The 23,355-nt window shown below is 58.0% G+C and carries 20 protein-coding genes; 8 read left to right on the top strand and 12 right to left on the bottom strand.

Annotated features, from left to right (window positions below; all coding sequences use genetic code 11):
- The first annotated feature begins 113 nt into the window (after positions 1-113).
- The 3 genes from hisS to hisG all read left to right on the top strand — a co-directional run bounded on the left by hisS (position 114) and on the right by hisG (position 4,058).
- Complete coding sequence (hisS, locus tag DL88_RS09790) at positions 114-1,616, top strand: histidine--tRNA ligase (protein ID WP_034995305.1); 1,503 nt, start codon at positions 114-116, stop codon at positions 1,614-1,616.
- A 292-nt stretch (positions 1,617-1,908) separates the two neighbouring features.
- On the top strand, positions 1,909-3,081 hold the full coding sequence (locus DL88_RS09795; protein ID WP_034995307.1) for an ATP phosphoribosyltransferase regulatory subunit: 1,173 nt from the start codon (positions 1,909-1,911) through the stop codon (positions 3,079-3,081).
- Entirely contained in the window at positions 3,081-4,058 is a 978-nt protein-coding gene (gene hisG / locus DL88_RS09800; RefSeq protein WP_034995309.1) for an ATP phosphoribosyltransferase, read from the top strand. Before DL88_RS09795 ends, hisG begins: the two co-directional genes overlap by 1 nt.
- 588 nt (positions 4,059-4,646) lie before the next feature.
- On the opposite strand, the gene DL88_RS20290 is transcribed toward hisG, so the two are convergent.
- Positions 4,647-4,988, bottom strand: coding sequence for a hypothetical protein (locus DL88_RS20290; protein ID WP_156971032.1), 342 nt, complete (start codon positions 4,986-4,988; stop codon positions 4,647-4,649).
- A 151-nt stretch (positions 4,989-5,139) separates the two neighbouring features.
- On the opposite strand from DL88_RS20290, the gene DL88_RS09810 reads away from it, so the two are divergent.
- Entirely contained in the window at positions 5,140-5,541 is a 402-nt protein-coding gene (locus DL88_RS09810) for an HdeA/HdeB family chaperone (protein WP_051955807.1), read from the top strand.
- Positions 5,542-5,908: 367 nt separating this feature from the next.
- Here the strand turns inward: DL88_RS09810 and DL88_RS09815 are convergent, their stop codons facing one another.
- The gene (locus DL88_RS09815; protein ID WP_084705097.1) at positions 5,909-8,041 is read right to left on the bottom strand and encodes an ABC transporter ATP-binding protein/permease; all 2,133 of its coding nucleotides are present in this window, start codon (positions 8,039-8,041) and stop codon (positions 5,909-5,911) included.
- Between the two features lie 345 nt (positions 8,042-8,386).
- Here DL88_RS09815 and DL88_RS20295 point away from each other — a divergent pair, with 345 nt between their 5' ends.
- The gene (locus DL88_RS20295; protein WP_156971033.1) at positions 8,387-8,557 is read left to right on the top strand and encodes a hypothetical protein; all 171 of its coding nucleotides are present in this window, start codon (positions 8,387-8,389) and stop codon (positions 8,555-8,557) included.
- 218 nt (positions 8,558-8,775) lie between these two features.
- Here DL88_RS20295 and DL88_RS09820 read toward each other — a convergent pair whose 3' ends face one another.
- From DL88_RS09820 to DL88_RS09840, 5 genes are all read right to left on the bottom strand, one after another.
- Complete coding sequence (locus DL88_RS09820; RefSeq protein WP_084705098.1) at positions 8,776-9,162, bottom strand: integration host factor subunit alpha; 387 nt, start codon at positions 9,160-9,162, stop codon at positions 8,776-8,778.
- Positions 9,163-9,495: 333 nt separating this feature from the next.
- Complete coding sequence (locus DL88_RS09825) at positions 9,496-10,617, bottom strand: ABC transporter permease (protein WP_034995312.1); 1,122 nt, start codon at positions 10,615-10,617, stop codon at positions 9,496-9,498.
- 3 nt (positions 10,618-10,620) lie between these two features.
- The gene (locus tag DL88_RS09830) at positions 10,621-11,742 is read right to left on the bottom strand and encodes an ABC transporter permease (protein ID WP_210165296.1); all 1,122 of its coding nucleotides are present in this window, start codon (positions 11,740-11,742) and stop codon (positions 10,621-10,623) included.
- A gap of 11 nt (positions 11,743-11,753) precedes the next feature.
- On the bottom strand, positions 11,754-13,505 hold the full coding sequence (locus DL88_RS09835) for an ATP-binding cassette domain-containing protein (protein ID WP_034995317.1): 1,752 nt from the start codon (positions 13,503-13,505) through the stop codon (positions 11,754-11,756).
- A complete protein-coding gene (locus tag DL88_RS09840) occupies positions 13,505-14,524 on the bottom strand; it encodes an HlyD family secretion protein (protein ID WP_034995319.1) in 1,020 nt (339 codons plus the stop codon). Before DL88_RS09840 ends, DL88_RS09835 begins: the two co-directional genes overlap by 1 nt.
- 97 nt (positions 14,525-14,621) lie before the next feature.
- Between DL88_RS09840 and DL88_RS09845 the strand changes: the two genes are divergently transcribed.
- Positions 14,622-15,356 (top strand): TetR/AcrR family transcriptional regulator, encoded by a 735-nt coding sequence (locus tag DL88_RS09845; protein WP_051955808.1) that lies wholly within the window; start codon positions 14,622-14,624, stop codon positions 15,354-15,356.
- 116 nt (positions 15,357-15,472) lie between these two features.
- On the opposite strand, the gene groL is transcribed toward DL88_RS09845, so the two are convergent.
- Positions 15,473-17,119, bottom strand: coding sequence for a chaperonin GroEL (groL, locus tag DL88_RS09850; RefSeq protein WP_034995321.1), 1,647 nt, complete (start codon positions 17,117-17,119; stop codon positions 15,473-15,475).
- A gap of 131 nt (positions 17,120-17,250) precedes the next feature.
- Positions 17,251-17,538 carry a co-chaperone GroES gene (gene groES / locus DL88_RS09855; protein WP_034995324.1) on the bottom strand — a complete coding sequence of 96 codons (288 nt, stop codon included), beginning with the start codon at positions 17,536-17,538 and terminating at the stop codon, positions 17,251-17,253.
- 474 nt (positions 17,539-18,012) lie between these two features.
- On the opposite strand from groES, the gene DL88_RS20300 reads away from it, so the two are divergent.
- The gene (locus DL88_RS20300; RefSeq protein WP_156971034.1) at positions 18,013-18,171 is read left to right on the top strand and encodes a hypothetical protein; all 159 of its coding nucleotides are present in this window, start codon (positions 18,013-18,015) and stop codon (positions 18,169-18,171) included.
- Between the two features lie 57 nt (positions 18,172-18,228).
- Here the strand turns inward: DL88_RS20300 and DL88_RS09860 are convergent, their stop codons facing one another.
- Entirely contained in the window at positions 18,229-19,779 is a 1,551-nt protein-coding gene (locus DL88_RS09860) for a Do family serine endopeptidase (protein ID WP_034995326.1), read from the bottom strand.
- 375 nt (positions 19,780-20,154) lie between these two features.
- Between DL88_RS09860 and DL88_RS09865 the strand changes: the two genes are divergently transcribed.
- Positions 20,155-20,892, top strand: a complete 738-nt coding sequence (locus tag DL88_RS09865) for a YfdX family protein (protein ID WP_034995328.1) — start codon at positions 20,155-20,157, stop codon at positions 20,890-20,892.
- Between the two features lie 157 nt (positions 20,893-21,049).
- On the opposite strand, the gene hflC is transcribed toward DL88_RS09865, so the two are convergent.
- Together hflC and hflK are read right to left on the bottom strand one after the other, a co-directional pair.
- Entirely contained in the window at positions 21,050-21,976 is a 927-nt protein-coding gene (gene hflC, locus DL88_RS09870; RefSeq protein ID WP_034995330.1) for a protease modulator HflC, read from the bottom strand.
- Positions 21,973-23,202: an FtsH protease activity modulator HflK gene (gene hflK, locus DL88_RS09875; RefSeq protein ID WP_084705105.1), complete on the bottom strand. Its 1,230-nt coding sequence runs from the start codon at positions 23,200-23,202 to the stop codon at positions 21,973-21,975. The genes hflC and hflK overlap by 4 nt, the downstream gene beginning before the upstream one ends.
- Between the last annotated feature and the right edge of the window lie 153 nt (positions 23,203-23,355).

The raw sequence follows: 23,355 nt of genomic DNA on the forward strand, positions 1-23,355 counted from the left end.
AAAAATTGGCTTTTCTGTCCGGCAAGGTTGCACTTGCTCCCCGCGCCTTGGCCTCGTAAGAGCAAGCAACATCTTCCGCTGCATTAAATTTAATTCACGAGGCTTTCCTCAAAATGACCGCCCCAAAGACAAATCCCCGCGCGAGCGCCAGATTGCCGCGGGGTTTCATCGACCGTGGACCTGCGGCATTTGCCGCCACCGATAGAATGTTGGTGGCGATCAAGGAGTCCTACGAACTTTACGGTTTCGAGGCGGTGGAAACGCCCTTCATCGAATATACTGAGGCGCTCGGCAAATTCCTGCCCGACCTCGACCGTCCGAATGAGGGCGTCTTTTCGTTCAAGGACGATGACGAGCAATGGCTCTCGCTGCGCTATGATCTCACCGCGCCGCTGGCCCGCTATGTAGCGGAACATTTCGATCAATTGCCGAAGCCCTATCGGTCCTACCGGGCGGGCTTCGTGTTCCGCAACGAGAAACCGGGGCCTGGCCGGTTTCGGCAATTCATGCAATTCGATGCCGATACGGTTGGCGCGGCTTCCGTGGCGGCCGATGCGGAAATCTGCATGATGGCCGCCGAGACGCTCGAAAAGCTGGGCGTGAAACGCGGCGACTATGTCATCAAGGTCAATAATCGCAAAGTGCTCGATGGCGTCATGGAAGCCATTGGCCTCGGCGGCGACAACAATGCCGGCCGCCGCCTGACCGTGCTGCGGGCCATCGACAAATTCGACCGGCTCGGCCGCGATGGCGTGGCACTGTTGCTCGGCGCCGGGCGTAAGGATGAATCGGGAGATTTCACCAAGGGTGCCGGCCTCGATACCACCCAGATCGCGCAGGTTTTCGCTCTTCTTGACGCAGGCGCGCAAAACAATGCCGAGACTGTCGCGCGTTTCGCCGATGTCTTCGCCTCGACGCCCATCGGACAGGAAGGCACTGCCGAATTGCGGACGATCGCTGAACTCGTCGAGGCGGCGGGTTTCTCGGATCGTGTGCGGATCGACCCCGCCGTCGTGCGTGGGCTCGAATATTATACCGGTCCCGTCTTTGAGGCCGAATTGACCTTCGAGGTTCAGGACGAGGAGGGGCGTCCGATTCGTTTTGGCTCGGTCGGCGGTGGTGGCCGCTATGATGGGCTCGTCGGACGGTTTCGCGGCGAGAACGTCCCGGCGACCGGGTTTTCGATCGGTGTCTCCCGTCTGTTCTCGGCGCTCACCGCGATCAATTCGCCTGTCGTCAGCGCGGCCACGCAGCGCGGGCCGGTGGTCGTTCTGGTTCTCGATAAGGATCAGGTCGCGCGCTACCAGTCTTTCGTGACAAAGCTGCGCGAGGCGGGTATCCGCGCCGAGCTTTATCTCGGCAGTTCCGGCATGAATGCCCAGCTGAAATATGCCGACAAGCGCGGGTCGCTCTGTGCTGTTATTCAAGGATCGAACGAACGCGACCATGCCGAGGGTCCGCAGCTAACGATCCGCGACCTGGCGCTTGGAGCCGAGCTTGCTGCCTCGACGAAGGACCGGGCGGATTATCTCGACCTGCGGGCCCGGGCGCAATTCACGATACCGGAGAGCGAACTTGTCGCCTCCGTGCGGGAAGTGCTCGCCCGTCATGAATAATATTAACGGTCATAAGAGATGATTGTTGGACCGCTCTTGAATTTTTCGCCATCGCTTTGAAAAAAGCGAAAATTCAAGAAAGGAACCAAGGGTCGTTTATTACGACCTTTGTATAATCCGCTCGCATCGCATGAGACGCGCGGATGTTGATGTCTTTTTCATAGAAAAAGTGCAGGGATCGAAGGCAGCCTGCAGCCGCTGCATTCGGAGCCGGTGTGGGAGCACATCGGCTCCGGCCCCCTGAGCATCGCTTGCAGAAACGAGATCCGGCCCTCGGGCCATCGCACGAGTAATGACCTTGGCCGTTGTCGATTCTTCCTCTTCCCAACCCTCTAGCGGCGCGACGCGCCCGCTTCAGGAGGCGATTGCCGAGCGCTTCCTTGCCGCCGGCTATGCGCGCTGTGAACCTGCCATCCTCCAGCCGGCCGCTATTTTTTTCGATTCGGGCGAGGAATTGCGCGGCCAGCTTTATCTGACGAGCGATATTTCCGGGGCGGAATATTGCCTTCGTCCGGAATATACAATTCCGGTGTCGCGTCACTATCTGGCTTCGCCACAGGCCGGGACGAGCGCGGGCTATTCCTATTGTGGGCCGGTCTTCCGCTATCGCGGGGAAAGGCCGAGCGAGTTTGTTCAGGCCGGTATCGAAAGTTTCGGCAGAAGCGACCGTGAGGCGGCCGATGCCGAAATTCTGAGCCTTGCCATGGAATCGGTCGGGGATTTCTCCGAACGGCTTGCCGTCCGCATTACTGATGTCGGCTTGTTCACCGCTTTGCTTGATGCCCTCGAACTGCCGCCCCCTTGGAGGCGGCGGCTTTTGCGCGCCCAGGTTCTTGGCATGCCACTCGCGACGCTCTTTACCTCCGAGGGTGAGGTGAGCCAGACGGATCATTCCGGCGTTCTTGCCCTTCTCGAAGGCGCTGATCGGGCAGGAGCACGCGCGCTCGTCGAAGACCTCCTTTCGATCGCCGGTTTTGCTTCGATCATCGGCCGCACACCGGCGGAAATCGCCGATCGATTTCTCGAACAGGCGGCGCTGAAATCAAGCCAGGATATAGCTGGTGAGAAGCGGGCCATTATTGAGCGGTTCCTTGCGATCGAAGGTGATCCGGACCAGGCTTCGGAGGCGATGCGGCACCTCCTGGCGGATGCGGGGCTCAATCTTGCCGCCACGCTCGACAGTTTCGATGCGCGGCTCGGCTTTCTGGCTGCGCGCGGTCTTGATATAGCCGCGCTGCATTTCGCGACCCGTTTCACCCGCAACCTCGATTATTACACGGGTTTCGTCTTTGAGGCGCATGACCGGATGCGGCCGCATGAAAAGCCGGTGATCGGTGGCGGGCGCTACGACAAATTGCTGTGTCGGCTCGGCGCGCAGGAGGATATTTCGGCGGTGGGCGCGGCGATCTGGATCGACGCGCTCGAAGCTATGACGCGGGAAACGATGGCGCGGGAAACGGCCTGATGGAACAGAAACAAGCGCCGCTGGTGCTCGCCGTCCCCTCGAAGGGGCGGCTGCAGGAAAATGTCACTGCCTTTTTCGCCCGTGCCGGCCTTAGCCTCGTGCAGGGCAGGGGCGCGCGCGATTATCGCGGAACGCTCAAGGGCATTGATGGCGTCGAGGTCGCATTCGTCTCGGCCTCCGATATCGTGACGCATCTCGCGCAGGGCAGCGCCCATCTCGGTGTGACTGGTGAGGATCTGATCCGCGAGAGCGTATCTGACGCCGACAGCAAGATCGCGCTTCTGACACCGCTCGGTTTTGGTTTCGCCAATGTCGTCGTCGCGGTTCCCCAGGCCTGGATCGATGTGCGGACCATGGCCGATCTCGATGATGTCGCAATCCTCTACCGCGCACGGCGAGGCGAGCGCATGCGGGTTGCGACCAAATATGTCAATCTGACGCGGCGCTTCTTCGCGAGCAAACATGTCACCGATTACCGGATCGTCGAAAGTCTAGGCGCCACTGAGGGGGCTCCGGCGGCAGGGCAAGCGGAATTGATCGTCGATATCACCACCACCGGATCGACGCTTGCGGCCAATGCGCTGAAAATTCTTGATGACGGCGTCATCCTGAGGTCCGAGGCTAATCTCGCTGCTTCTATCGGCGCTGAATGGAGCGAGGCGAACCGTGAGAAGGCCCGGTTGATCCTGTCGCATATTGCTGCAGAGGAAGAAGGACGCACCACGCGCGAAGTCTCGACGGTTCTGCAAAATTGTGCGGAGGACTTTTTCGAGGAGGCGAAAGGCCGGTTCGCGGCGCGTCTGCGCCATTATGGTAAAGAAGGCCATCTGATCATCGCCTGTCCCGCCGAAAAGGTTTCAGGCTTTGCAGACTGGCTCATCGCCAGGGGCGCGGCCTATGTGGGTGTCAGCGCGCAGGAATATGTCTTCTCGGCTGCCAATCCGCTTTACGACAGGCTGATAGAGAAAATTCGTTGAGGGGATAGTCCCGGTGGCGCGGGTTTCACTGCGCCCATCTCCGGCAGACCTTGTATGGAAGGAATGATCGGCCTGCCTTCCACAATGGAATCACGCTGATCAGCTCCAGAACAATGCGCCTCCTGACTTTTGCGACGTGCCGCGCTTGATACAGAATCTCGATGGGCATGATTCATCGAGGTTGAGGCCTTGCGCCTGCGGCGCGGCGGAATGTCCATTATGACCTGATATCAATCTCTCACTTCAAGACGCATTCATCGCTCGGGTCGTGGTCAACGAGGACATGTTCATCCGTCTTGCGGGACAAGAAGGCTGATTGTCGCAGGTAATCGTGAACAGAAATAATATTTTCGCAGAGCGTTATTTTGCCGGCATGATGATTTCCATCAGATGAGAAATCATTCCATTGTATTTCCTGCGACAAATTGATGGCCAAGCAATCATCAGGCGTTAAAAGACTTTATATTTCAAATATATACATGTCTCGCTTCGCCTAGAGAGCTTCCGCCTTCAAGCGGTCGAGCCTGCAGGGGAGCGACATTTTGTCATTGTCATTTCCGCAAAAAAAATGCTGCTAGCGCAGGGCTATCATGGAACCCGTTGTTTAGTTCCTCTATCGGTGGTTTTGCTATCGTGCGATAGCAAATACAGATCTATTACTTCATGTCGCATGAGACTTTTCGGCGCATTGTTTCCTGTCGTCTGTTGGGCCACATTCTCCTCAGTTACATCGAACGGGAGTAGCGCCAGCGTCTGACTTTGTTGCGGAAGAATGGAACAGGTCAGACCGTCGTGTCGAAAACGAAGTTTATACAATAAGGAATGCGCAATCGGATAATGTTTGCGGATGATCGTGCGATAAGCAATCCCACAATGTTTATCGCTACCTCCCTGCACCTGATTGTGTCCGGTAAAAATCTCTGATGGCACTCAAGGATCCTGTCACTGCCCGGTTTTGGCTGGGCGGACGGAAAACCTCTGCCATGTCCCAAAGCGGGTCGCGTATGATGAATACGGTCACGCTTCATGCAGCGGTTCTCTTGATTGTGTCTCTCACTCCCTCCCACTTAAGAGGCTTCCCATGAACAACATCCGCAAAATCGCCGTTGCCGCCGCCTTTGCCGCTGCCGCCGGCGTTACCGCTGCCGCGTCGTTTGTCGCTGGTGGTTTGGGTCGCGCGGAAGCGGCTGCCAATGTGCCGCTGTCTGCCTATGCCGATGCGCATGGGTTTTTGAATTTGCAGTCGATTACCTGTGCCAATCTTTCGCAGACACGAGCCGATGACGCTGACTATCTCGTGATTTGGTACACCGGTTTCTATTCGGGAGCCACCAAGAAGCGCTTTGCCCGGATTTCCCCGACTGACGCAAGCGACCATCGTTTGCAGAGTTTCTGCAAGGATCATCCCGATATCCGCGTGATTTCGGCACTCGATACCTTGTTCAAGAAAAATCTTGAAGAATCCATGCGCGCCGAAAATTGATGGAGCGCAGGGATGGGGGAGGTACCGATGATGATTGTCTCCATCATCGGTCTGAAGGACGAAAATCCTTCGCGCCTATCTGAACCTTAGAACGTCACATGCCATCAGAATCGGAGGGCGGAGCTAAGGCTCCGCTCTTGTCGTTTGTGTCCGGTTTGTTTGTGCCGAAGGAGATCCGAGGCTTGAGCCGCGGTCTATCGGGCGCCCGCAGGAGCGTTTCGGAAATAGCCGGAAACGCTCCCAGCAATCGGTGCCGTTTCAAAGCAATGGAATTGCAAAGCGATTCACCGTCAAAGGTAAATGCTCGCGTTCAGAGAGGGAGCGACCGGTCGTATTCGGTATGAACGCTCGGCGACGGCCCCGTCTGTTATTCCGCTGCATTTGTCGATGCGATTTCGACGAGCGTGAAACTGCCTTCCTGTGTCCCACGCATCTCTATGTGGCGGCTGTGGAAATGGATCAGGCTCGAGCGATGGCCGATCGAAACGATCGTCGTCTCGGGAAGCTTCTCGACCAATGTTTTGTAAATCGAGGCTTCGAGCGCCTCGTCCATGGCTGAGGTCGCTTCATCGAGAAACAGCCAATCGGGTCTGGCTAGAAGCGCGCGCGCGATCGCAAGCCTTTGTTGCTCGCCACCGGAAAGGCGTTGAGCCCAGGGATCATCGCATTCGAGCTTCTCCGCGAGATGGTCGAGCTTCACTTCGTGGAGTGCTTCCCGGATCTCCTCTTCGCTATAGGCCAGAGGATCGGCCGGGTAGGTGATTGCGCAGCGCAGGGTGCCTATTGGCAGATAGGGCTTTTGCGGCAACAGCATGAAATGCTGCTGGTGCGGCCTGGCAATCGTTCCCTCGCCGAAAGGCCAGATCCCCGAGAGTGCACGCAGAAGCGTGGATTTGCCGGAGCCTGACGGTCCTGTCAGCAGGGCTGCTTCGCTGCGCCGCAAGGCGAGCGTTGCATTTTCCACGATGGGTGACCCATCGGGAAGATGCAGCTTGAGGTTTTCAAGACCGAAATGGGTTGCGATTGTGTTGTCGGTTTCATTCGAAGCGTTTTGCTGGGGCCGCAGCGGTTCGAGTGCGAGTGCCTTTTCAATGGCGGCGTCGAAAGAGGTCAGACGGTCGAGGACTGATTTGAACTCGGCCAACGAGACATAATAATTGATGAAGAAGGTCAGGGCCGAATTGACGCTGCCGAAGGCCGATGCGGTCTGTGACATGACGCCGAAGGTGATCTTGCCGGCAAAATAGAAAGGCGCGGCGAGAAAATAGGGAATGAATTGACTGACCATTCCATAGGAAGCCGTGAAGCTTGTCAGTTTCTTTCGCGTCGAGACGATCTGGTAATAATTGTTGATAACATGGGCGAAACGCTGCTTGAGCGTCGCCTTTTCCGCTGCCTCGCCAAGGAGAAGTGCGATCTGCTCGCCATATTCGCGCAGGCGTGCGAGGGCGAAGCGGTAATCGGCCTCATAACGCTGCTGCCTGAAGGCGAGTGTCGTCAGCGAATGGCCGAGCCAATGCGTCACGACAGTACCGATTCCGGCATAGACGAGAGCGGCCCAGAACAGGAAGCCTGGCACTGCGATGTCGAAATGCGGCAAGGTGAAATTGGCCGAGAGCGACCACAGGATGATCGCATAGGATACGAGCGAGCTGAGTTTTGAAATCAAAAGAATGGTGAATGTGTAAATGCCATAGCCACTCGCCTGACCGCCGTCGATGAAGCGGTAGATATCCTCCGAGATACGCTGGTCCGGGTTGTCATTCGTCGTACCCAGAAGCTGCATTCGGTAATGTGTGTGATTGTCGAGCCAGCGGTCGACATAGAAATTATTGAGCCAGCTCCGCCAGCGAATGACGAGCGACGAGGCGACGACATATTCCGTCACTACCGCGAAAATATAAAGAAATGCCCAGGGTAGAAACACGAACAGGGTGAGCGACCAGAAGGCCTTTTCATCCTTGCCCTGAATGGCATTGAACCAGTCCCGATTGAAGAAGGACAGGCGGATGTCGATACCGACCTCCGCTTGATTGATCAGCACCAGGAACACGATCATGGCCTTCGCGAGGCGTCGCTCCAGCACGCCATAGGCGGGGAGTGGCCAGATACGCGCGACTGTCGGATCGGTCGTGTCGAAATAGCGGTCGGCGATTTTCGTCATCGAACGCACGACCGGAATAAAAGACACCGCATAAACGAGAATGGAAAAGAGCGCGACCGTGAGGGCCAAGCTCTCGGGCAATGCATAATCTGCAAGGGAGGCCGGCCAGAAACCGACCTTGTCGAGCAGGCAGAGCGCGCCGAAGATCACCGCCTCGACGGCGAAAATGGCGGCGAAGATCTTGAGAAAGGTCGATATCGTGCGGCTCAGATAGGTCGTCACGGCGCAAAGGGCGGCGGTCGCCACCAGCAGCCAGATGAGCATATCTCCCGTTTCAAACCCGACGACTGCGCCGACGCCGGCGAATAGGGCGACGATCAGAGCAAGAAAATGCATGGCCTGCCTTTGAAGCGATCACAGGGATCGATTGAGAGCGTTTCCGAATAGCGCCTTTTCGATTGAAAAATATGCGCAGCTTAAACCATTTCGAGGAATTCAAATCTTATCAGAATCCGGTGAACAAGGCCCATCATGATCTCGCTCATGGCCACCGGCATTGATCCTTGGAGTGGATAGTCCATCTCGGGGAAATTCTATGGGGGTGGAAACATGAGCGAATATCGTTGCCCATTTCACTTGAACGGGCGCGAAACAGCCGGAGGCCTTCCGCCAGACCAGAGGATCAAATCATCTGGCAACGGAACGATGCTAGAGCACATTTTGAATCTAGCCGGAAATGACTTGCGATTCAAAGCCTTTCACCGGGGGCAGGGCGTTTCCGAACGCCATGCTACATCGGCCGATGGTATCACCCTGGGCAATTGCCAGCATGGCGATAATTTGAACAGTCCGGATTGTTCCGACGGCTCGGTGGTGCTGCGGTTCCTGGAGAAGCACGCCTGGGGACAGTGATCGGAGATTATGTTCGGAGACAATGCCCGTCCCGCTGGTCAATGGAGTGGATTGACGGGGAACAAGGCTCGAATAGGCATGAGATCGGGAAAACTATCGAACTGAAAGAGCGACAATCTCTTTTCGATTCAAGTCTCCACAAGGGATGGCGTCGCGATCGGCTTCTAAGCTTCCATTTGGATCGCAACGCCCGAAGAGTGTTTGAAGGCGTGGCAGGTTTAATCCTGATCGAAGCCGTTCTCCGGGGGAATTGCCGTACCGTTCACGGAGGCGGCAAGAACTGGTGAAGCTTTGAAGGTCAGGACTCTGCGTGGTGTAATCGGCACTTCAACACCCGTACGCGGGTTACGGCCGATCCTTTCCCGTTTCGAACGCACGGAAAATAGGCCGAATGAGCGAAGCTTGACCGGTTCGCCCCGTAACAGAGCTTCGGAAATTTCCTCCAGAGTCATTTCGAAAATGTCGCGCGTCTGCGCACGCGACAGAAACGAACAGGATGTATAAATGGCGTCGAGCAGATCTGCCCTTGTCGCCGTTTTGCGTTGCTGGCGGGTTTCGGCACTGCTCTCCGACTCGCGCGTCACTTTGTCTTCCTCCTGCACCATTCCGACTATCAGTGGAGAGCGTCTGCCCATCGAGAATTGCGCATTCTCGAGGCGTCGTCTCGGGAGCCCATCTCCCGCGACCCTCGAAGAAGCTTGGCTTTTCGAGCCGGGACAAGCCCGCCGCCGTGTCGGAAAAATTAGGCTTGCTTTGGTAATTAGAGTTGTCGAGTCACCATTTTCGAACCCACAAGGCTCGCAAGGCTGGAGGCTTGCCATCAAGACTCACGCCAGTTTGTCCCTGAAAACATTGGACGAGTGCGGATGGAAGGCTTTTTCAATCAGGGAGGGCAATCGCGGTGGGATTGCGTCGGTCCGTGCTTGTTCGACACGGCTTCAGCTGAGCCGGTTGCGGAACAGATGAGCGGCAAGTCCAAGCGTGAAGAAGCCGATCGGGATCAATGGCCACAGATCGACAAGAAGCGCCGAGAGCGTCGAGCCCTTGAGCATGATGGCGTCGATGGCATCGATCGCATAGCGGAGCGGGTCGACCAGGGTGAGATATTGCAACGCCCTGGGCATGGCGCTAATCGGCGTGGTGAGGCCGGAAAACAGGATGAAGGGGAGCAGAACGAGAAAAGTGTAGAGCAGGGCCTGTTGCATCGTCGCCGCCAGCGAGGAGAGCAGGAGGCCAAGCCCGATCGAGGCCAAAAGATATAGCGCAAGAGCGCCATAAAGCGCGGCGAGAGAACCTGCAAGCGGGATATGGAACCAGAACAGCGCGATCACCACCACCAGGGTCGCCTGTACGATGCCGATCAGGATCGAAGGGATCGCCTTGCCGATCATGATTTCCATCGGCCGGAAGGGTGTCACCAATAGCTGGTCGAATGTGCCCTGTTCGCGCTCGCGCGCCACCGACATGGCGCTGATGAGGAGGATCTGGAGCATGGTCAAGGTCGCGATCATGCCCGGCACGAAATGCCAGCGGCTTTCCGCATTGGGATTGTACCAATAGCGATAGTCAATGGCGATTGTATGTGTGTTGGAGGTGGCGCCCTTCCTGTCATAGGCGGTGGCGAAATTGTTGGCGATCTGCGTCAGGTAGAGCGTGGCCGTGACTGCCGTATTCGAATTGCGCCCGTCGGCGATAACCTGCACCGGCGCGGCATTGCCCGCTCTTAGACGGCGTTCGAAATCCTCACCGATCTGCACGGCGATCAAGGCTTTGCGGGTATCGATCGCGTGTTTCAGCGCGGTGACGGAATCGAGCGTGGCGATGCGTGTGAAAAGGCCCGAGCCGTCCAGCTTCGCAAGCAGCGCATGCGAAGCCTCGCTCCGATCGCGGTCGATGACGACATAGGGAATGTTGGAGAGGTCATAAGTAGCTGCATAGCCAAAAAGGATGCTTTGGGCGATGACGGGTGCGAACAGGGTGATGCGGCTGCGCTTGTCCTTGAGGACAGCGAGCATTTCCTTGTGGATGAGTGCGAGGATGCGAAACAGGGCGGCGACCATCGTTCAGCCGACCCGCTTGCGGTTCGCCCATCGGATCGCCGCGAAGATCACGATCGTCATGAGCGCGAGAACGGCGAGAGAGGGGCCGGCGATCTGCCTGATTGTCCCTGACAGAAATTCCGCTTGCACGAGAGTGATGTAATGGCGTGCTGGGATGAGCAATGTAACGATTTCAATGACAGGGGGAAGGCTGCGCAGATCGAACAGGAAGCCGGACAGCATGAGCGCCGGTAGAAAGGAAATGATGACGGTGATCTGCGTGGCGAGAAACTGGTTTCGCGTGAGCGAGGAAATCAGCAGGCCGATCCCCAGCGCGATCAGAAGGTAAAGTGACGAGCCGAGACCCAATACCAGCCAGGACCCATGAAACGGTATGTGAAACAGCAGGCGCGCGCTCACGATGCAGGAGAGGAAACCGATGCATCCGAGCCCGAAATAGGGAATCGTCTTGGCCACGATGATCTCGCCCATGGTGACGGGAGTGGCAAACAGCGATTCAAAAGTGGCACGTTCCCATTCCCGCGCGACGACGAGTGCGGTCAACAGCGCGCCGGTCAGAGTCATGATGATCGCGGTGAGGCCGGGAACCAGAAAATAGCGGCTGTCCCGCGCCGGATTGAACCAGATGCGATCGCGCAGATCGATGGGTATCACTGAGCCGAAGCTATATCCTTCCGCTTTCAGGCGTCCTGATATTGTGGTGACGACTCCCTGGACGTAACCGAGGATGATGCGTGCCTTGTTGGGATCCGTCCCGTCGAGGATGATCTGTACTGCGGCAGGACCGGAGGTTCCCCCCTGCGTCAGGCGGCGGGTGAAATCGGCCTGAAGGTGCAGGATGGCGTCGATGCGTCCGCGTTCCAGCGCGCGGGCGGCGGAATTGATGTCGCGAATGTCGATGACATCGAAATAGCGCGAAAGAACGAAGCCGGAGCGGAACTCATCGGCCATTTGCGACGGGGAGTCGATGACGACCGCGAGGGAAACATTCTGGATATCGAGTGAGAGCCCGTAACCGAACAGAAGGATCAGTATGAGCGGCAGAAGAATGCCCACCAGCATGCTGCTGGGATCACGCCAGATCTCGCGGGATTCCTTGAGGATGAGCGCACCTAGGCGGCGCAATCTTCGCGGCATCACGCAGCGGGCCGCGTGGCGTTGCGGGCCTCATCCACAATGGCAATGAAGACTTCTTCCATCGTCACCAGTTCACCATGCGGTTTTTCCGGCACGCGCATACGCAATTCACTTGGGGTGCCGATCGCGAGCATGCGTCCGGCATCCTGAATCAGCACGCGATCGCAGAATTCCGCTTCCTCCATGAAATGTGTCGTGACGATGATCGTGACGCCACGCGCCGCAAGGGCGGTGATGCGGCTCCAGAACTCCCGCCGTGTCATCGGATCGGCTCCGCTGGTCGGTTCGTCGAGAAACAGAATGTCGGGTTCATGGAGCAGCGCGCAAGCCATGGCGAGACGCTTGTCGAAACCGCCCGGCAAGGTACCGCTCAAGCTGTCTCGCATCGGTTCGAGACCGAATTCGGCGATGATGGTGCGGATCCGTTGACGTTTTCTTTGTCCGCGCAGGCCATAGGCGCTGGCATAGAAGGACAGATTTTCGGAAACGGATAATTGTCCGTAAAGTGAGAAGCTTTGCGCGACATAGCCTATCCTCGCGCGGGCTTGAGCCCGGGCGACACGCAGATCCTCGCCGGCGACGCGCAAGCTGCCGCCGCTGGCTGGTAGGAGACCGCAAAGCATGCGGAAGGTAGTGGTCTTGCCCGCGCCATTGGGCCCGAGCAGCCCGAAAATTTCGCCGCGCCGGACGGAAAAGCTGACGTGGTCGACAGCGATGAAACTGCCGAAACGCCGCGAAAGATCCCGCACCTCGATGACCGTCTCCGCCTGCCCGGAAAGAGCGGCGCCGGAAGGGATGGGAACCGGCTGGTTCCTTGCGCCACTCTCATGCAGCGCGACCATGAAGGCATCGCCGAAGTCCGGCGGCACGGCGCGCACGTCGATCTGGTCGAGGCAGGCGGGATGCGCTGCTTGCCGGTCGCGCAGAAAACGCACGAGGCCGCCTTCCGGCACGGCATCGAGAATGCCGGCGCTGGCGAGAAGGCGCGATTGCAAAAGGCGCGGCGCTTCTCCTGCCGGCGGAGTGGCGAGGAAAGTCATGTCGCGCGCCATCTGTGTCAGTTCCTCGGGCGTTCCCTGATGGAGCAGGCGGCCGCCATAGAGAATAGCGGCGTGATCACAACGCGTGGCCTCCTCCAAATAGGAGGTGGCGATCAGGACCGAGAGATGATCAGCCTCGACGAAATGATTGATGATAGACCAGAGCTCGCGGCGTGAAAGCGGATCGACCCCGACTGTCGGCTCGTCGAGCAAAAGGAGCGTGGGCACGCGCACAAGGGTGCAGGCGAGCCCGAGCTTCTGTTTCATCCCGCCGGAGAGTTGCCCCGCCTGACGGTCGGCAAAGGGCACAAGCGCGGTGGCATCAAGCAATTCAGCATAGCGATGTGGCCATGTCGCGCGATCGACCGATTGCAGATCGGCATAAAGCTGAAGATTTTCGCGGACCGTAAGATGGCCATAGAGCCCGAACGCTTGCGGCATGTAGCTGATTTTTGCCTGGACGGCCGCCGGATCGCGTGCAGCGTCGATTCCGTCGACGAGCGCCGCGCCGCTATCGGGCCGGAGCAATCCGGCAAACAGACGCAGCAGCGTCGTCTTGCCCGCGCCATCGGGGCCTACGAGGGCGGTGAGAGTGCCGCGCCGGATATCGAAGGAAATGTCATCCAGCGCCCGGATTATGCCGCCGCCGGTCCGTTTAAACCCTTTTCCAAGCGCCTGCGCGCGTGCCGCCAGTTCCGGTGCGTCCCTCATCACGAGGCCGGGGCGGGCGTGGCTGCCCCGTCGATGCGGACGGTTGCCGGCATGCCGAGACGCAGCAGATTGGCGTCGTCATGGACGAAGATACGCACTTCATAGACGAGGCTTGTGCGCAGATCGGGTGTTTCCACATTCTTGGGCGTGAATTCGGCCTGGGGAGAGATGAAGCCGACCCAGCCGTCAAGGCTGCGCCCGGGCAGGCCATCGGTCGTGATTTGCGCCTTCATTCCCTCATGAATGCGCGGCAGATCCCGCTCGGATACATAGGTGCGGATCCATTTCGGATCGGTGATGGCGAGGGAATAGACCGGCATGTCCGGCGAGGCCATATCCCCGACTTCGAGCAATCGTGTACGGATGATGCCATCGACGGGCGCCAGCAGCACGGTGTCTGCGAGATGCTGCCGCGCCAGCGCCGTGCGTGCCGCCATGGCCCGCAACATGGCTTCATCGCGCGCCACATCTTCCTCACGCGGGCCGAGAAGCGCGAGATCAAGTGTCTTTTGCGCCTGGTCGACCCTGGCTTTGGCGACATCGAGGGCGGAACGGGCGCTGTCGAGATCCTGCCGGCTCACCGCGCGATTATGGGATTCGATGCCAATTCCCTGAAGCCGGTCATATTGTTGTTTCGCATAGACGGCCTCAGCCTCGGCGGCGGCGAGTGCCGCGCGCGCCTGATCGATCTCCTGTGGTCGAGACCCTTTGTGATCACGCTCCACGAGCTTCTGCTGAGCCGCCTGTTCGGCTTCGGCATCGTCGAGAGCGGGTTTCAGCCGCTTTGTTTCCTGTGTCGCGAGCCGTTCCCCCTTGTGAACGAGATCGCCTTCCTGAACCAATACTTCGGCTATGCGTTCGGGTTGATTAAACGCCACCGAGACATAGCGAAGATCGACATTGCCGTAGACCGTCAGCGTGTCGGAGGGGAGAGCGGGCCGGTTGAACACCCACCATAAACCGCCAGCGAACGCGGCAGCGATCAGCAAGACAAGAATGACGGTGAGGCGACGTGTCATGGGGCAAGGATGAGGGAGAAGCCTGTTATCGTCAAATTAAAATTTGAATTTCATATTCTAATTTGACATCGGGCGGGATCCGATTCACTCTCGGCACATGTCCATAAAGCTAATCTCTGTTTCAGCTGTTGCAGCCATCCGGGAAAGAAGGAGCGAGACGGCGGCGCGTCTGCTCGAGGCCGCGGGCAAATTGTTCGCCGCAAATGGTTTCGAGCGGACCACCAGTGCCGAAATCTGCCGGCTAGCCAAAACCAATAATGCAGCCGTGAACTATTATTTCGGCAGTTTCCAGGAGCTTTATTGCGCCACGCTTGCTGAGGCCCATAGCCGATTGATGAATGGTGATCATCTCAGCGCGGTAGCGAAGGACCCGGAGCCGGCCAGCGAACGTTTGCGCAAGGTCATCGCTCTGTTTCTCCGTAACGCGACGGGCAGCGCCGCCGCCACATGGCCATTCCGCCTGCTCGGACGCGAGTTTCTTTCGCCGAGCCCGGCGTTCCGGCAATTACGCCAGGAGCAAATTCTGCCGAAATCAGACCATTTACGGCAGATCATTGCCGAAATTCTGCAAAGGCCGGTCCACGATCCCGCCGTCAACCGGGGATTGCTCTGTGTCGTTTCTCCTTGTCTCATGCTCCTGCTGATGGATCGGGAGACGCTGGTGGAGGTCTTTCCGGGGGTGGTGGAAAAGCCGGTGCGCAAGGCTGGAAATGAGGATGGCGGCGAGGCTGAAGGGAGACAGGGAATAGAGGGGGGCGAGGGCAGTGAAACGCTCGAGGAAACGATTTACCGTTTCGCTTTGGCCGGGTTGGGTAACATCCTGCCTGTCTGAATGGCCTCGGGGACATTTTTTTCGCTATCGGCAACCAGCAAAACGCGAAAACCCCGGCTGAAGCCGGGGTTCCGTATGAAAGCATAAGGCTCTCTGGGCTGGATTCGCGTGATGGATTAGAAATCCATACCGCCCATGCCGCCCATGCCGCCACCGCCCATCGGGGGCATCGGAGCTTCCTTCTTGGGCTGCTCGGTGATGGTGGCCTCGGTGGTGATCAACAGGCCGGCGACAGAGGCAGCATCCTGCAGCGCGGTACGGACGACCTTGGTGGGGTCGATGATACCGAGCTTGACCATATCGCCATATTCGCCGGTCTGGGCATTGTAGCCATAGGCATAGTCGTTCGATTCGAGCAGCTTGCCGACGACCACCGCGCCGTCACCGCCGGAATTGTCGACGATCTGCTTGGCCGGGGTCTGGATCGCCTTGCGGACGATTTCGATACCTGCCTTCTGATCCGAATTGGCGGGCGAGAGGGTTTCGAGAACCTTGATGGCGCGGAGCAGGGCAACGCCACCACCGGGGGACACGCCTTCCTCGACCGCAGCGCGGGTCGCGTTCAGGGCATCGTCGACGCGGTCCTTCTTTTCCTTCACTTCGACTTCGGTCGAACCGCCGACGCGCAGAACGGCGACACCGCCGGCGAGCTTGGCAAGACGCTCCTGCATCTTTTCACGATCGTAGTCGGAAGTGGTTTCGGCGATCTGGGCCTTGATCTGGGCGATGCGGGCCTCGATGTCGTCCTTGACGCCGGCGCCGTCGATGATCGTCGTGGTTTCCTTGTCGATGCGGATCCGCTTGGCGCGGCCGAGCATGGCGAGGGTGACGTTCTCGAGCTTGATGCCGAGTTCTTCGGAGATCAGCGTGCCGCCGGTGAGGATGGCGATATCCTCAAGCATGGCCTTGCGGCGATCACCGAAGCCCGGAGCCTTGACGGCCGCGACCTTGAGGCCGCCACGCAGCTTGTTGACGACGAGAGTGGCGAGTGCCTCGCCTTCGACGTCCTCAGCGATGATGACGAGCGGCTTGCCGGTCTGGACGACAGCTTCGAGAACCGGAAGCATGGCCTGCAGGGAGGAAAGCTTCTTCTCGTGGACGAGGATGTAGGGATCCTCGAGCTCGGCAACCATCTTCTCGGCATTGGTGATGAAATAGGGCGAGAGATAACCGCGGTCGAACTGCATGCCTTCGACGACGTCGAGTTCGGTCTCGAGGCTCTTGGCTTCCTCGACGGTGATGACGCCCTCGTTGCCGACCTTCTGCATGGCGGTCGAGATCATGTCACCGACGGACTTGTCACCATTGGCAGAGATCGTGCCGACCTGGGCGATTTCGTCGTTCGAGGTGACCTTCTTGGAATTGGCCTTGAGGTCGGCGACGATCGCTTCGACCGCATGGTCGATGCCGCGCTTGAGATCCATCGGGTTCAGGCCGGCGGCAACCGCCTTGGTGCCTTCCTTGACGATGGAAGCCGCGAGAATGGTCGCGGTGGTGGTGCCGTCGCCGGCCGCGTCGTTCTGCTTGGAAGCGACTTCGCGGACGAGCTGGGCGCCGAGGTTCTCGAACTTGTCGGCGAGTTCGATCTCCTTGGCGACGCTCACACCGTCCTTGGTGATGCGCGGTGCGCCGAAGCTTTTCTCGATAACGACGTTACGGCCCTTGGGACCGAGGGTGACCTTGACCGCATTGGCAAGGATCTCGACGCCACGCAGCATACGGTCGCGCGCATCAGACGAAAAACGTACGTCTTTGGCTGCCATTATGGAACTCCTGAATCGCTTTCGCGTAAATTTTGGAAAAGGTGAAGCTCAGGCGACGATCAGCCCCGAGATGATCGGCCCTTGATGACCGTCTCTCGATGATCGGCGCAAAATGCCTGGCCGAACGTGGATCAGCCGACGACACCGAGAATGTCGCTCTCCTTCATGATGAGGAGATCCTGGCCATCGATCTTCACTTCAGTGCCCGACCATTTGCCGAACAGCACCTTGTCGCCCGCCTTGACATCGAGGGGGATCAGTTTGCCGGTCTCGTCACGGCCGCCCGGCCCGACGGCGATGATTTCACCTTCCTGCGGCTTCTCCTTGGCGCTGTCGGGGATGATGATACCACCCTTGGTCTTCTCCTCGCTCTCGAGGCGCTTGACCACGACACGATCGTGCAAAGGACGAAAAGTCATTGTGTGATGCTTCCTTAAATGTTCGCCACGCGCCGACCCATAGAGGCGCAGCAGCGAAGCCTGGCCGACTGAAGCTGTCTTTTGTTAGCACTCCAGTCCGATGAGTGCTAAAGACTGCGTTTAATTAGGCAGATTGGTGATTGCTGTCAAGCAATTCATCAGATTGGTTGGGAAATGATGAAATTTTAATCAGACACGCCCGGCAGGAGATGCTGTGGGAATCGTTCAGATGAAAACGCCCGCGGCTTCACGGAGAGGGAAGCGAAGCAGAAGCGAGCCTATTTCCGCTTCATATATGGAGCGGAAGCGTCGCAGATCCATGGTGTCAGAGAAGTTTTTTCCGCCTGAACGCGAGAGCGATGAGAGGCCGCGGAGAAACGATTTGCGCTTTCATCGTATCGAGATTGAGCGCACCTGCATAAGCAATTGGCAGCATGTCCATGCTGCAATGCGCGTGACCGGAGCCGCGGCACGGTGAATGAAGACTTCCGGATCGACCGGATTGGGGGCAATGGCGGAATTATTCAAAACTTTGAAAATAATATTGTCTTGCCGACGAGCCATTCATGTATTGCCGAACAGCTCTTGACAGCACCGGATCATCCAAAAAATTCTTGGCGATTTTCTGGATGATCAGGGCGGCTGCTGTGCGGGGCTTGTCCCGCGCAGCAGTCTTTACATCTCTTCATTTCATTGCATGCCGACGGCGATGAAACGGACTTCGCCCTGATTATTGGCGATAAGCAGGAGCGCGGTTTTCTTGCCTTGTTCCTTGAGGCTTTTTAGCTTCTTGGAAACGTCGGTCGGGGACTTCATCTGATCCTGGTTGATCTCCACAATCACGTCACCGGCCTGCACATGTTTTTCAGCCGCTGCCGATTCCGGATCGATATCGGTAATGACGACACCCGAGCCGACTGTATCCCGGATCGAGAATTTCTGCCGTGTGTCGTCGTTGAGGTTTGAAAGGCTCATTCCAAGGACGCGTTGATTGAGTGTGTCCTGCGTGCTCTCGTTGTGGCTGGATTCGAGCGCGGCCTGTTTCTCGTTTTCCTCGAGACGGCCGAGCTTGACGGTTTTCGTGATTTCCTTGCCCTGGCGAAATAGAACGATCGGGACATCCTTGCCGACGGGTGCCATGGCGACGAGTTTCGGCAGATCGCGCGATTCCTTGATCGGGGTATTGTCGAATTTGACGATGACGTCCCCTGTCTGCAGCCCGGCCACTTTGGCAGGTCCCTTGGAGTCGACACCGGCGATCAGCGCACCGCGCGCATTGCCAAGGTTGAGGCTCTCGGCGATCGTTTCGTCGACATTCTGAATATGGACGCCGAGCCAGCCGCGCCGGGTCTCACCGAATTTCTCCAGCTGTTCTACAACCGGCATCACAGTGGCGCTCGGCGTCGCGAAGCCGATACCGATCGAGCCGCCGGAAGGCGACAGAATAGCCGTGTTGATGCCGATGACTTCACCGGCCATGTTGAACAAAGGTCCACCGGAATTGCCGCGATTGATGGCGGCATCTGTCTGAATGTAATTGTCGTAGGGACCGGAATCGATGTTGCGGTTACGGGCCGAGATGATACCGGCCGTCACCGTGCCACCGAGACCGAAAGGATTGCCGACGGCCAGAACCGGATCGCCCACGCGCATCTTGTCGCTATTGCCGAATTTGACGGCTTTCAATGGTTTTTCTGGTTTGACCTTGAGTACGGCAACGTCGACTTTCGTATCCTTGCCGATGACCTGCGCCTTGAGTTTTTGGCCATCCGTGAAAATGACAGTCACTTCGTTGGCATCGGCGATGACATGATTATTGGTGATGATGATGCCTGCGGGATCGATCACAAAGCCCGAGCCGAGTGAATTCGAGCGCCGCTCGCGGGGCTTGGCGCCACGCTCGCCGCCGCCGCCGCGCTGCTGCCGGCGACGGAAAAACTCTTCGAACAGATCGTCGAAAGGCGTGCCTGGCTCGAATTGCGGCGCGCCATTGCCGCCGCCGCGTTTGTCTTCGACGGTCTGGCTTGCAGAAATATTGACGACGGCATCGCTGACGGCCTCCGCCAGATCGGCAAGCGATTCCGGCATGTGGGAGGCGGTAGGCGCGCTTGGTTTCACCGGCTCTTCCGCGAAAGCAGGCAGGGCCGCCGCCGTCAGCATGAGGCCGAGAGCGAGGCGCAACCTTGCCGCCCGCGCTGCCGTGGCAGGGTAAACAGGACGGGATCTACCAACCGAACCCATGAAACATTCTCCAATTATGGCGTAATGCCTGTCGCGTTTCGTTTTCAGAAGAATGGGCTATCCGAAGAAACAATGAATGGTGCCGTCATGAAACGAAAGCGCGGTTTTTTCGTGCCAAAGATGCCATTTGCGCGTGTGAGCCGCTGGCGAAAGCGCTTTGTCTCATGGCGCCTTCGTAAACTGCAAGGAGAAACCACATAGAGAAATCAGCCCAATTGACGAAAATGTGAGGGGAGAGCGCCGGCGCTAAGGAACAATTTTTTCTTTAACTATGCGTCGGAAGATTCCGGGTCTTTTCCGTCGAGCAGCGCATTGACATAGGGGCGACCTCCAAGGCATCCCTGAAGCTCCTGAACACGATGTCTGGAGACCATCATGCAGCGAATCAGGTTTGTCATCGCAGCCATTCTGGCCACGGGGCTTGGAGTGCAAGGCTTGCTTGCCGAGACGGCGCCGGAAAAGGCGAAGGGAGCCGTGCAGGAAAAGACGGTCGCGAAGGATTTTGCCAATCTCTCCGCAGACGGCCATCTCGCTTTTGAGGACATCGATCTCGCCCGCCAGGCGCTGTTCGATGGCGATCCGCAATCCGCGGTGAAGCTCGTTACCGAGGCGCAGCAGGCCCTGGGGCGCGCCAAGAATGATGACGCCATTTTCCTGAAGGATGCCGGTAAAGGCGCCGCGGCTCCCGCCGAGGCCTCAAAGGCGGCCGAGAAGCCGAATGATGCGGAAAAGCCAGCGGTTGCCTGGATCCCCGTCGATGGCGAATTTGTCCTGAACGAGAGCTTGACCGCGAGCCGCATCAAGAATGCCGCCGTCGCTACTGCGAACCGGCATTTGCGTCAGGGCCATCCCGGCAAAGCGCATGAAGTGCTCAAGGTCACCGGCGCGGAGGCCGATTTCATCCTTGTCGTAGCGCCGCTTCAGGCCACGACAGATGCCGTTGCGCATGCCGCAAGCCTGCTCGATGCGAAGGATTATTATAACGCCGGTCTCGCGCTCAAGGAGGCTCAGGAAGGGCTTCGCTACGTTGCTAAGGATCTGATCGCCAAGCCGAAGGAGGCTGGTGAACCCGCCAAAAAGACCTCTGGCGCCGCCAAGCCCGCAGAAAAATAATTCGTTCAACGGCATTAAACCGGAAAGTGAATATGACTTTCCGGAAGACATTTGTTGCTCTCAAGCGCTTGCGGATGGTTCCGAAACGCTTTGGACTATGTGCAAATAAGAGCCACCCGTTTGTTTTCGGGTGGCTCTTTTATTTTGATGGTTTTCTTTATCGTGCCGATGCGGCAGCGGGAAGTTTCGCATCATTTGTGACCGGGCGGCCGGATGCTGTCCCGAAATAGCGGAAGAAGTCGGAATTGGGGTCGATCAGAAGCTTCGTCGTCGCCGGTTTCAGGCTCGTTTCATAAGCCTGCATCGAGCGATAGAAGGTGAAGAAATCGACATCACGGCCAAAGGCTGCGGCAAAAATCCGGTTGCGTTCCGCATCACCCTGGCCGCGAATCCGTTCCGCTTCGCTTTGGGCTTCGGCACGGATGACGGTGACGTCGCGATTGGCCTTCGCCTTGATCTTCTGAGCCTGTTCCGATCCTTGCGCGCGATATTCAGCCGCCTCGCGCGCGCGTTCCGTCTGCATGCGGCTGAACACTTTCTCCGAAATCTGGCGTGGCAAATCTGCTCTGCGGATCCGTGCATCGATGACTTTGACACCGAGATTGGCCGCCTGTTCATTGACCTGATCGCGAATCGTCAGCATCAAGCGTTCGCGTTCATCACGCACGATCTGCGCGAGATTGGCATCGCCGAGCACCCTCCGGACGGCTGAATTCAGAATATAGACGAGCTGATTATCGGCACGTTCCACCGAGCCGACGCTTTGGTAAAACCGCAGCGGGTCGATGATCTTGTAGCGAAGGAAGGCATCGACCTCGATGCGCGTATTGTCCGACGCCAAGACTTCCTGCTTCGCTGTCTCGGCGTCGAGAATGCGATTGTCGAACAGCACGACACTCTCGATCAGCGGCCATTTGAAATGGAGCCCAGGCGTCGTTACAACCGCCCGGCCGGGAACGGGTTCACCGAAACGAAGCACGAGCGCTTGCTGCGTCTGCTGGACGGTAAACAGGGCACCGCCCGCAAAAGCCAGAACGGCAACGGCGAGAACCAGAAGAACCACAAGGCCCGTTTGCGTTTTCATTTGGTGTCTCCCGCCTTTGCAGCCTCGCTCCCCCTTGTCTCCATCCCTCGTGTCTCCTTCCCGAACGCCTCGCTTCCCTCACCTTCATCTCGGGGCAGGATGCGATCGAGCGGCAGATAGGGCAGGACCCCTTGCAGCCCGCTCGCCGTGCCCTGGCCGGTTTTCGTGTCGATGAATACTTTGTCGAGACCACCAAGCACGCGTTCGAGTGTCTCTAAATAAAGGCGCTGACGCGTGACGACGGGTGCCTTGGCATATTCATCATAGATGAGGTTGAAACGACCAGCCTGGCCATTGGCCTCGGCAATGGCGCTCACCTTATAGCCCTCGGCCTCCGCGAGAATGGCGGCCGCGGCACCCCGCGCTTCCGGCACGATCCGATTGGCATAGGCTTCGGCCTCGTTCCGCATGCGATCGAGATCCTGCTGTGCCGCGGTGACGTCGCGGAAAGCCGCAACCACCTGTTCAGGCGGATCGACAGATTGAAGCTGGACCTGCAGAATGAGAACACCGGCTTGGTAATCGTTGAGAATTTTCTGGATGAGAGCCTGAACCGCAGGTTCGATCACCTTGCGCTCGGCGGTCAGGATTCTCTGGATCTGGCTGCGGCCGATTACTTCCCGCATCGCGCTTTCGGCGACAGCCTTTACCGTCTCCCGCTGGTTGGCGACATTGAAAGCGAAATCTTCCGGGTGCAGCGGATCGATCTGCCAGACGACGACGAATTTGACATCGGCGATATTTTCATCACCCGTCAGCATCAAGCTCTCTTCCGGCAATTCATAATGGATCGGCACGTTGGGATGGCGCGGGTCTACACGCACGGTGAAGCCGATGTTGATCGTATTGCGATCGGTGACCTGCAATAATTGCACGCTGCCGACCGGAAACGGCAGATTGTAATTGAGACCGGGACCAGCTTTGCCTGTATACCGGCCAAAAACCTTGTTGAGACCGATTTCGTTGGGGCGGACCGTGTAAAATCCGGAAGCGAGCCAAAGCAGGATCGCTCCCAAAACGGTGGCGGCTACGACCCACAGGTTCCATCCATCCGGAAGATGATCGTGGAGGCGGCTCCAGAGAGAGCCTTTGCCTTGCCGCATCATTGTTCTGAAATCGAAGGGAACAGGCTCCGGGCGCTGACCCCAAGGGCCGGCCTTGCCAGGTTTCCAGGGATCGCGGCCATCGTCCTGTGAGGATCCGTTTCCATTATTGATCCAGGGCATCATTCCATCCGGGTTGGGAGAGCATGGTTCGCGCCTGTGATGCTCTCAACAAATTTTCCCGAGTTTTCTTGAACTCTGGAATTTCGGGTAGCAGTGATTTCGGGTTGAAAAAGCAAAATCACCCGGGTTTTGGGCAAGCAAGACCGCCTAGAG

This window comes from Beijerinckia mobilis, assembly GCF_000745425.1.
GTDB lineage: Bacteria > Pseudomonadota > Alphaproteobacteria > Rhizobiales > Beijerinckiaceae > Beijerinckia > Beijerinckia mobilis.

Coding starts and splice junctions, on each gene's coding strand:
- hisS (WP_034995305.1), top strand. CDS start 114: ATGACCGCCCCAAAGACAAATCCCCGCGCGAGCGCCAGATTGCCGCGG.
- DL88_RS09795 (WP_034995307.1), top strand. CDS start 1,909: ATGACCTTGGCCGTTGTCGATTCTTCCTCTTCCCAACCCTCTAGCGGC.
- hisG (WP_034995309.1), top strand. CDS start 3,081: ATGGAACAGAAACAAGCGCCGCTGGTGCTCGCCGTCCCCTCGAAGGGG.
- DL88_RS09810 (WP_051955807.1), top strand. CDS start 5,140: ATGAACAACATCCGCAAAATCGCCGTTGCCGCCGCCTTTGCCGCTGCC.
- DL88_RS09815 (WP_084705097.1), bottom strand. CDS start 8,041: ATGCATTTTCTTGCTCTGATCGTCGCCCTATTCGCCGGCGTCGGCGCA.
- DL88_RS09820 (WP_084705098.1), bottom strand. CDS start 9,162: ATGGTGCAGGAGGAAGACAAAGTGACGCGCGAGTCGGAGAGCAGTGCC.
- DL88_RS09825 (WP_034995312.1), bottom strand. CDS start 10,617: ATGGTCGCCGCCCTGTTTCGCATCCTCGCACTCATCCACAAGGAAATG.
- DL88_RS09835 (WP_034995317.1), bottom strand. CDS start 13,505: ATGAGGGACGCACCGGAACTGGCGGCACGCGCGCAGGCGCTTGGAAAA.
- DL88_RS09840 (WP_034995319.1), bottom strand. CDS start 14,524: ATGACACGTCGCCTCACCGTCATTCTTGTCTTGCTGATCGCTGCCGCG.
- DL88_RS09845 (WP_051955808.1), top strand. CDS start 14,622: ATGTCCATAAAGCTAATCTCTGTTTCAGCTGTTGCAGCCATCCGGGAA.
- groL (WP_034995321.1), bottom strand. CDS start 17,119: ATGGCAGCCAAAGACGTACGTTTTTCGTCTGATGCGCGCGACCGTATG.
- groES (WP_034995324.1), bottom strand. CDS start 17,538: ATGACTTTTCGTCCTTTGCACGATCGTGTCGTGGTCAAGCGCCTCGAG.
- DL88_RS09860 (WP_034995326.1), bottom strand. CDS start 19,779: ATGGGTTCGGTTGGTAGATCCCGTCCTGTTTACCCTGCCACGGCAGCG.
- DL88_RS09865 (WP_034995328.1), top strand. CDS start 20,155: ATGCAGCGAATCAGGTTTGTCATCGCAGCCATTCTGGCCACGGGGCTT.
- hflC (WP_034995330.1), bottom strand. CDS start 21,976: ATGAAAACGCAAACGGGCCTTGTGGTTCTTCTGGTTCTCGCCGTTGCC.
- hflK (WP_084705105.1), bottom strand. CDS start 23,202: ATGCCCTGGATCAATAATGGAAACGGATCCTCACAGGACGATGGCCGC.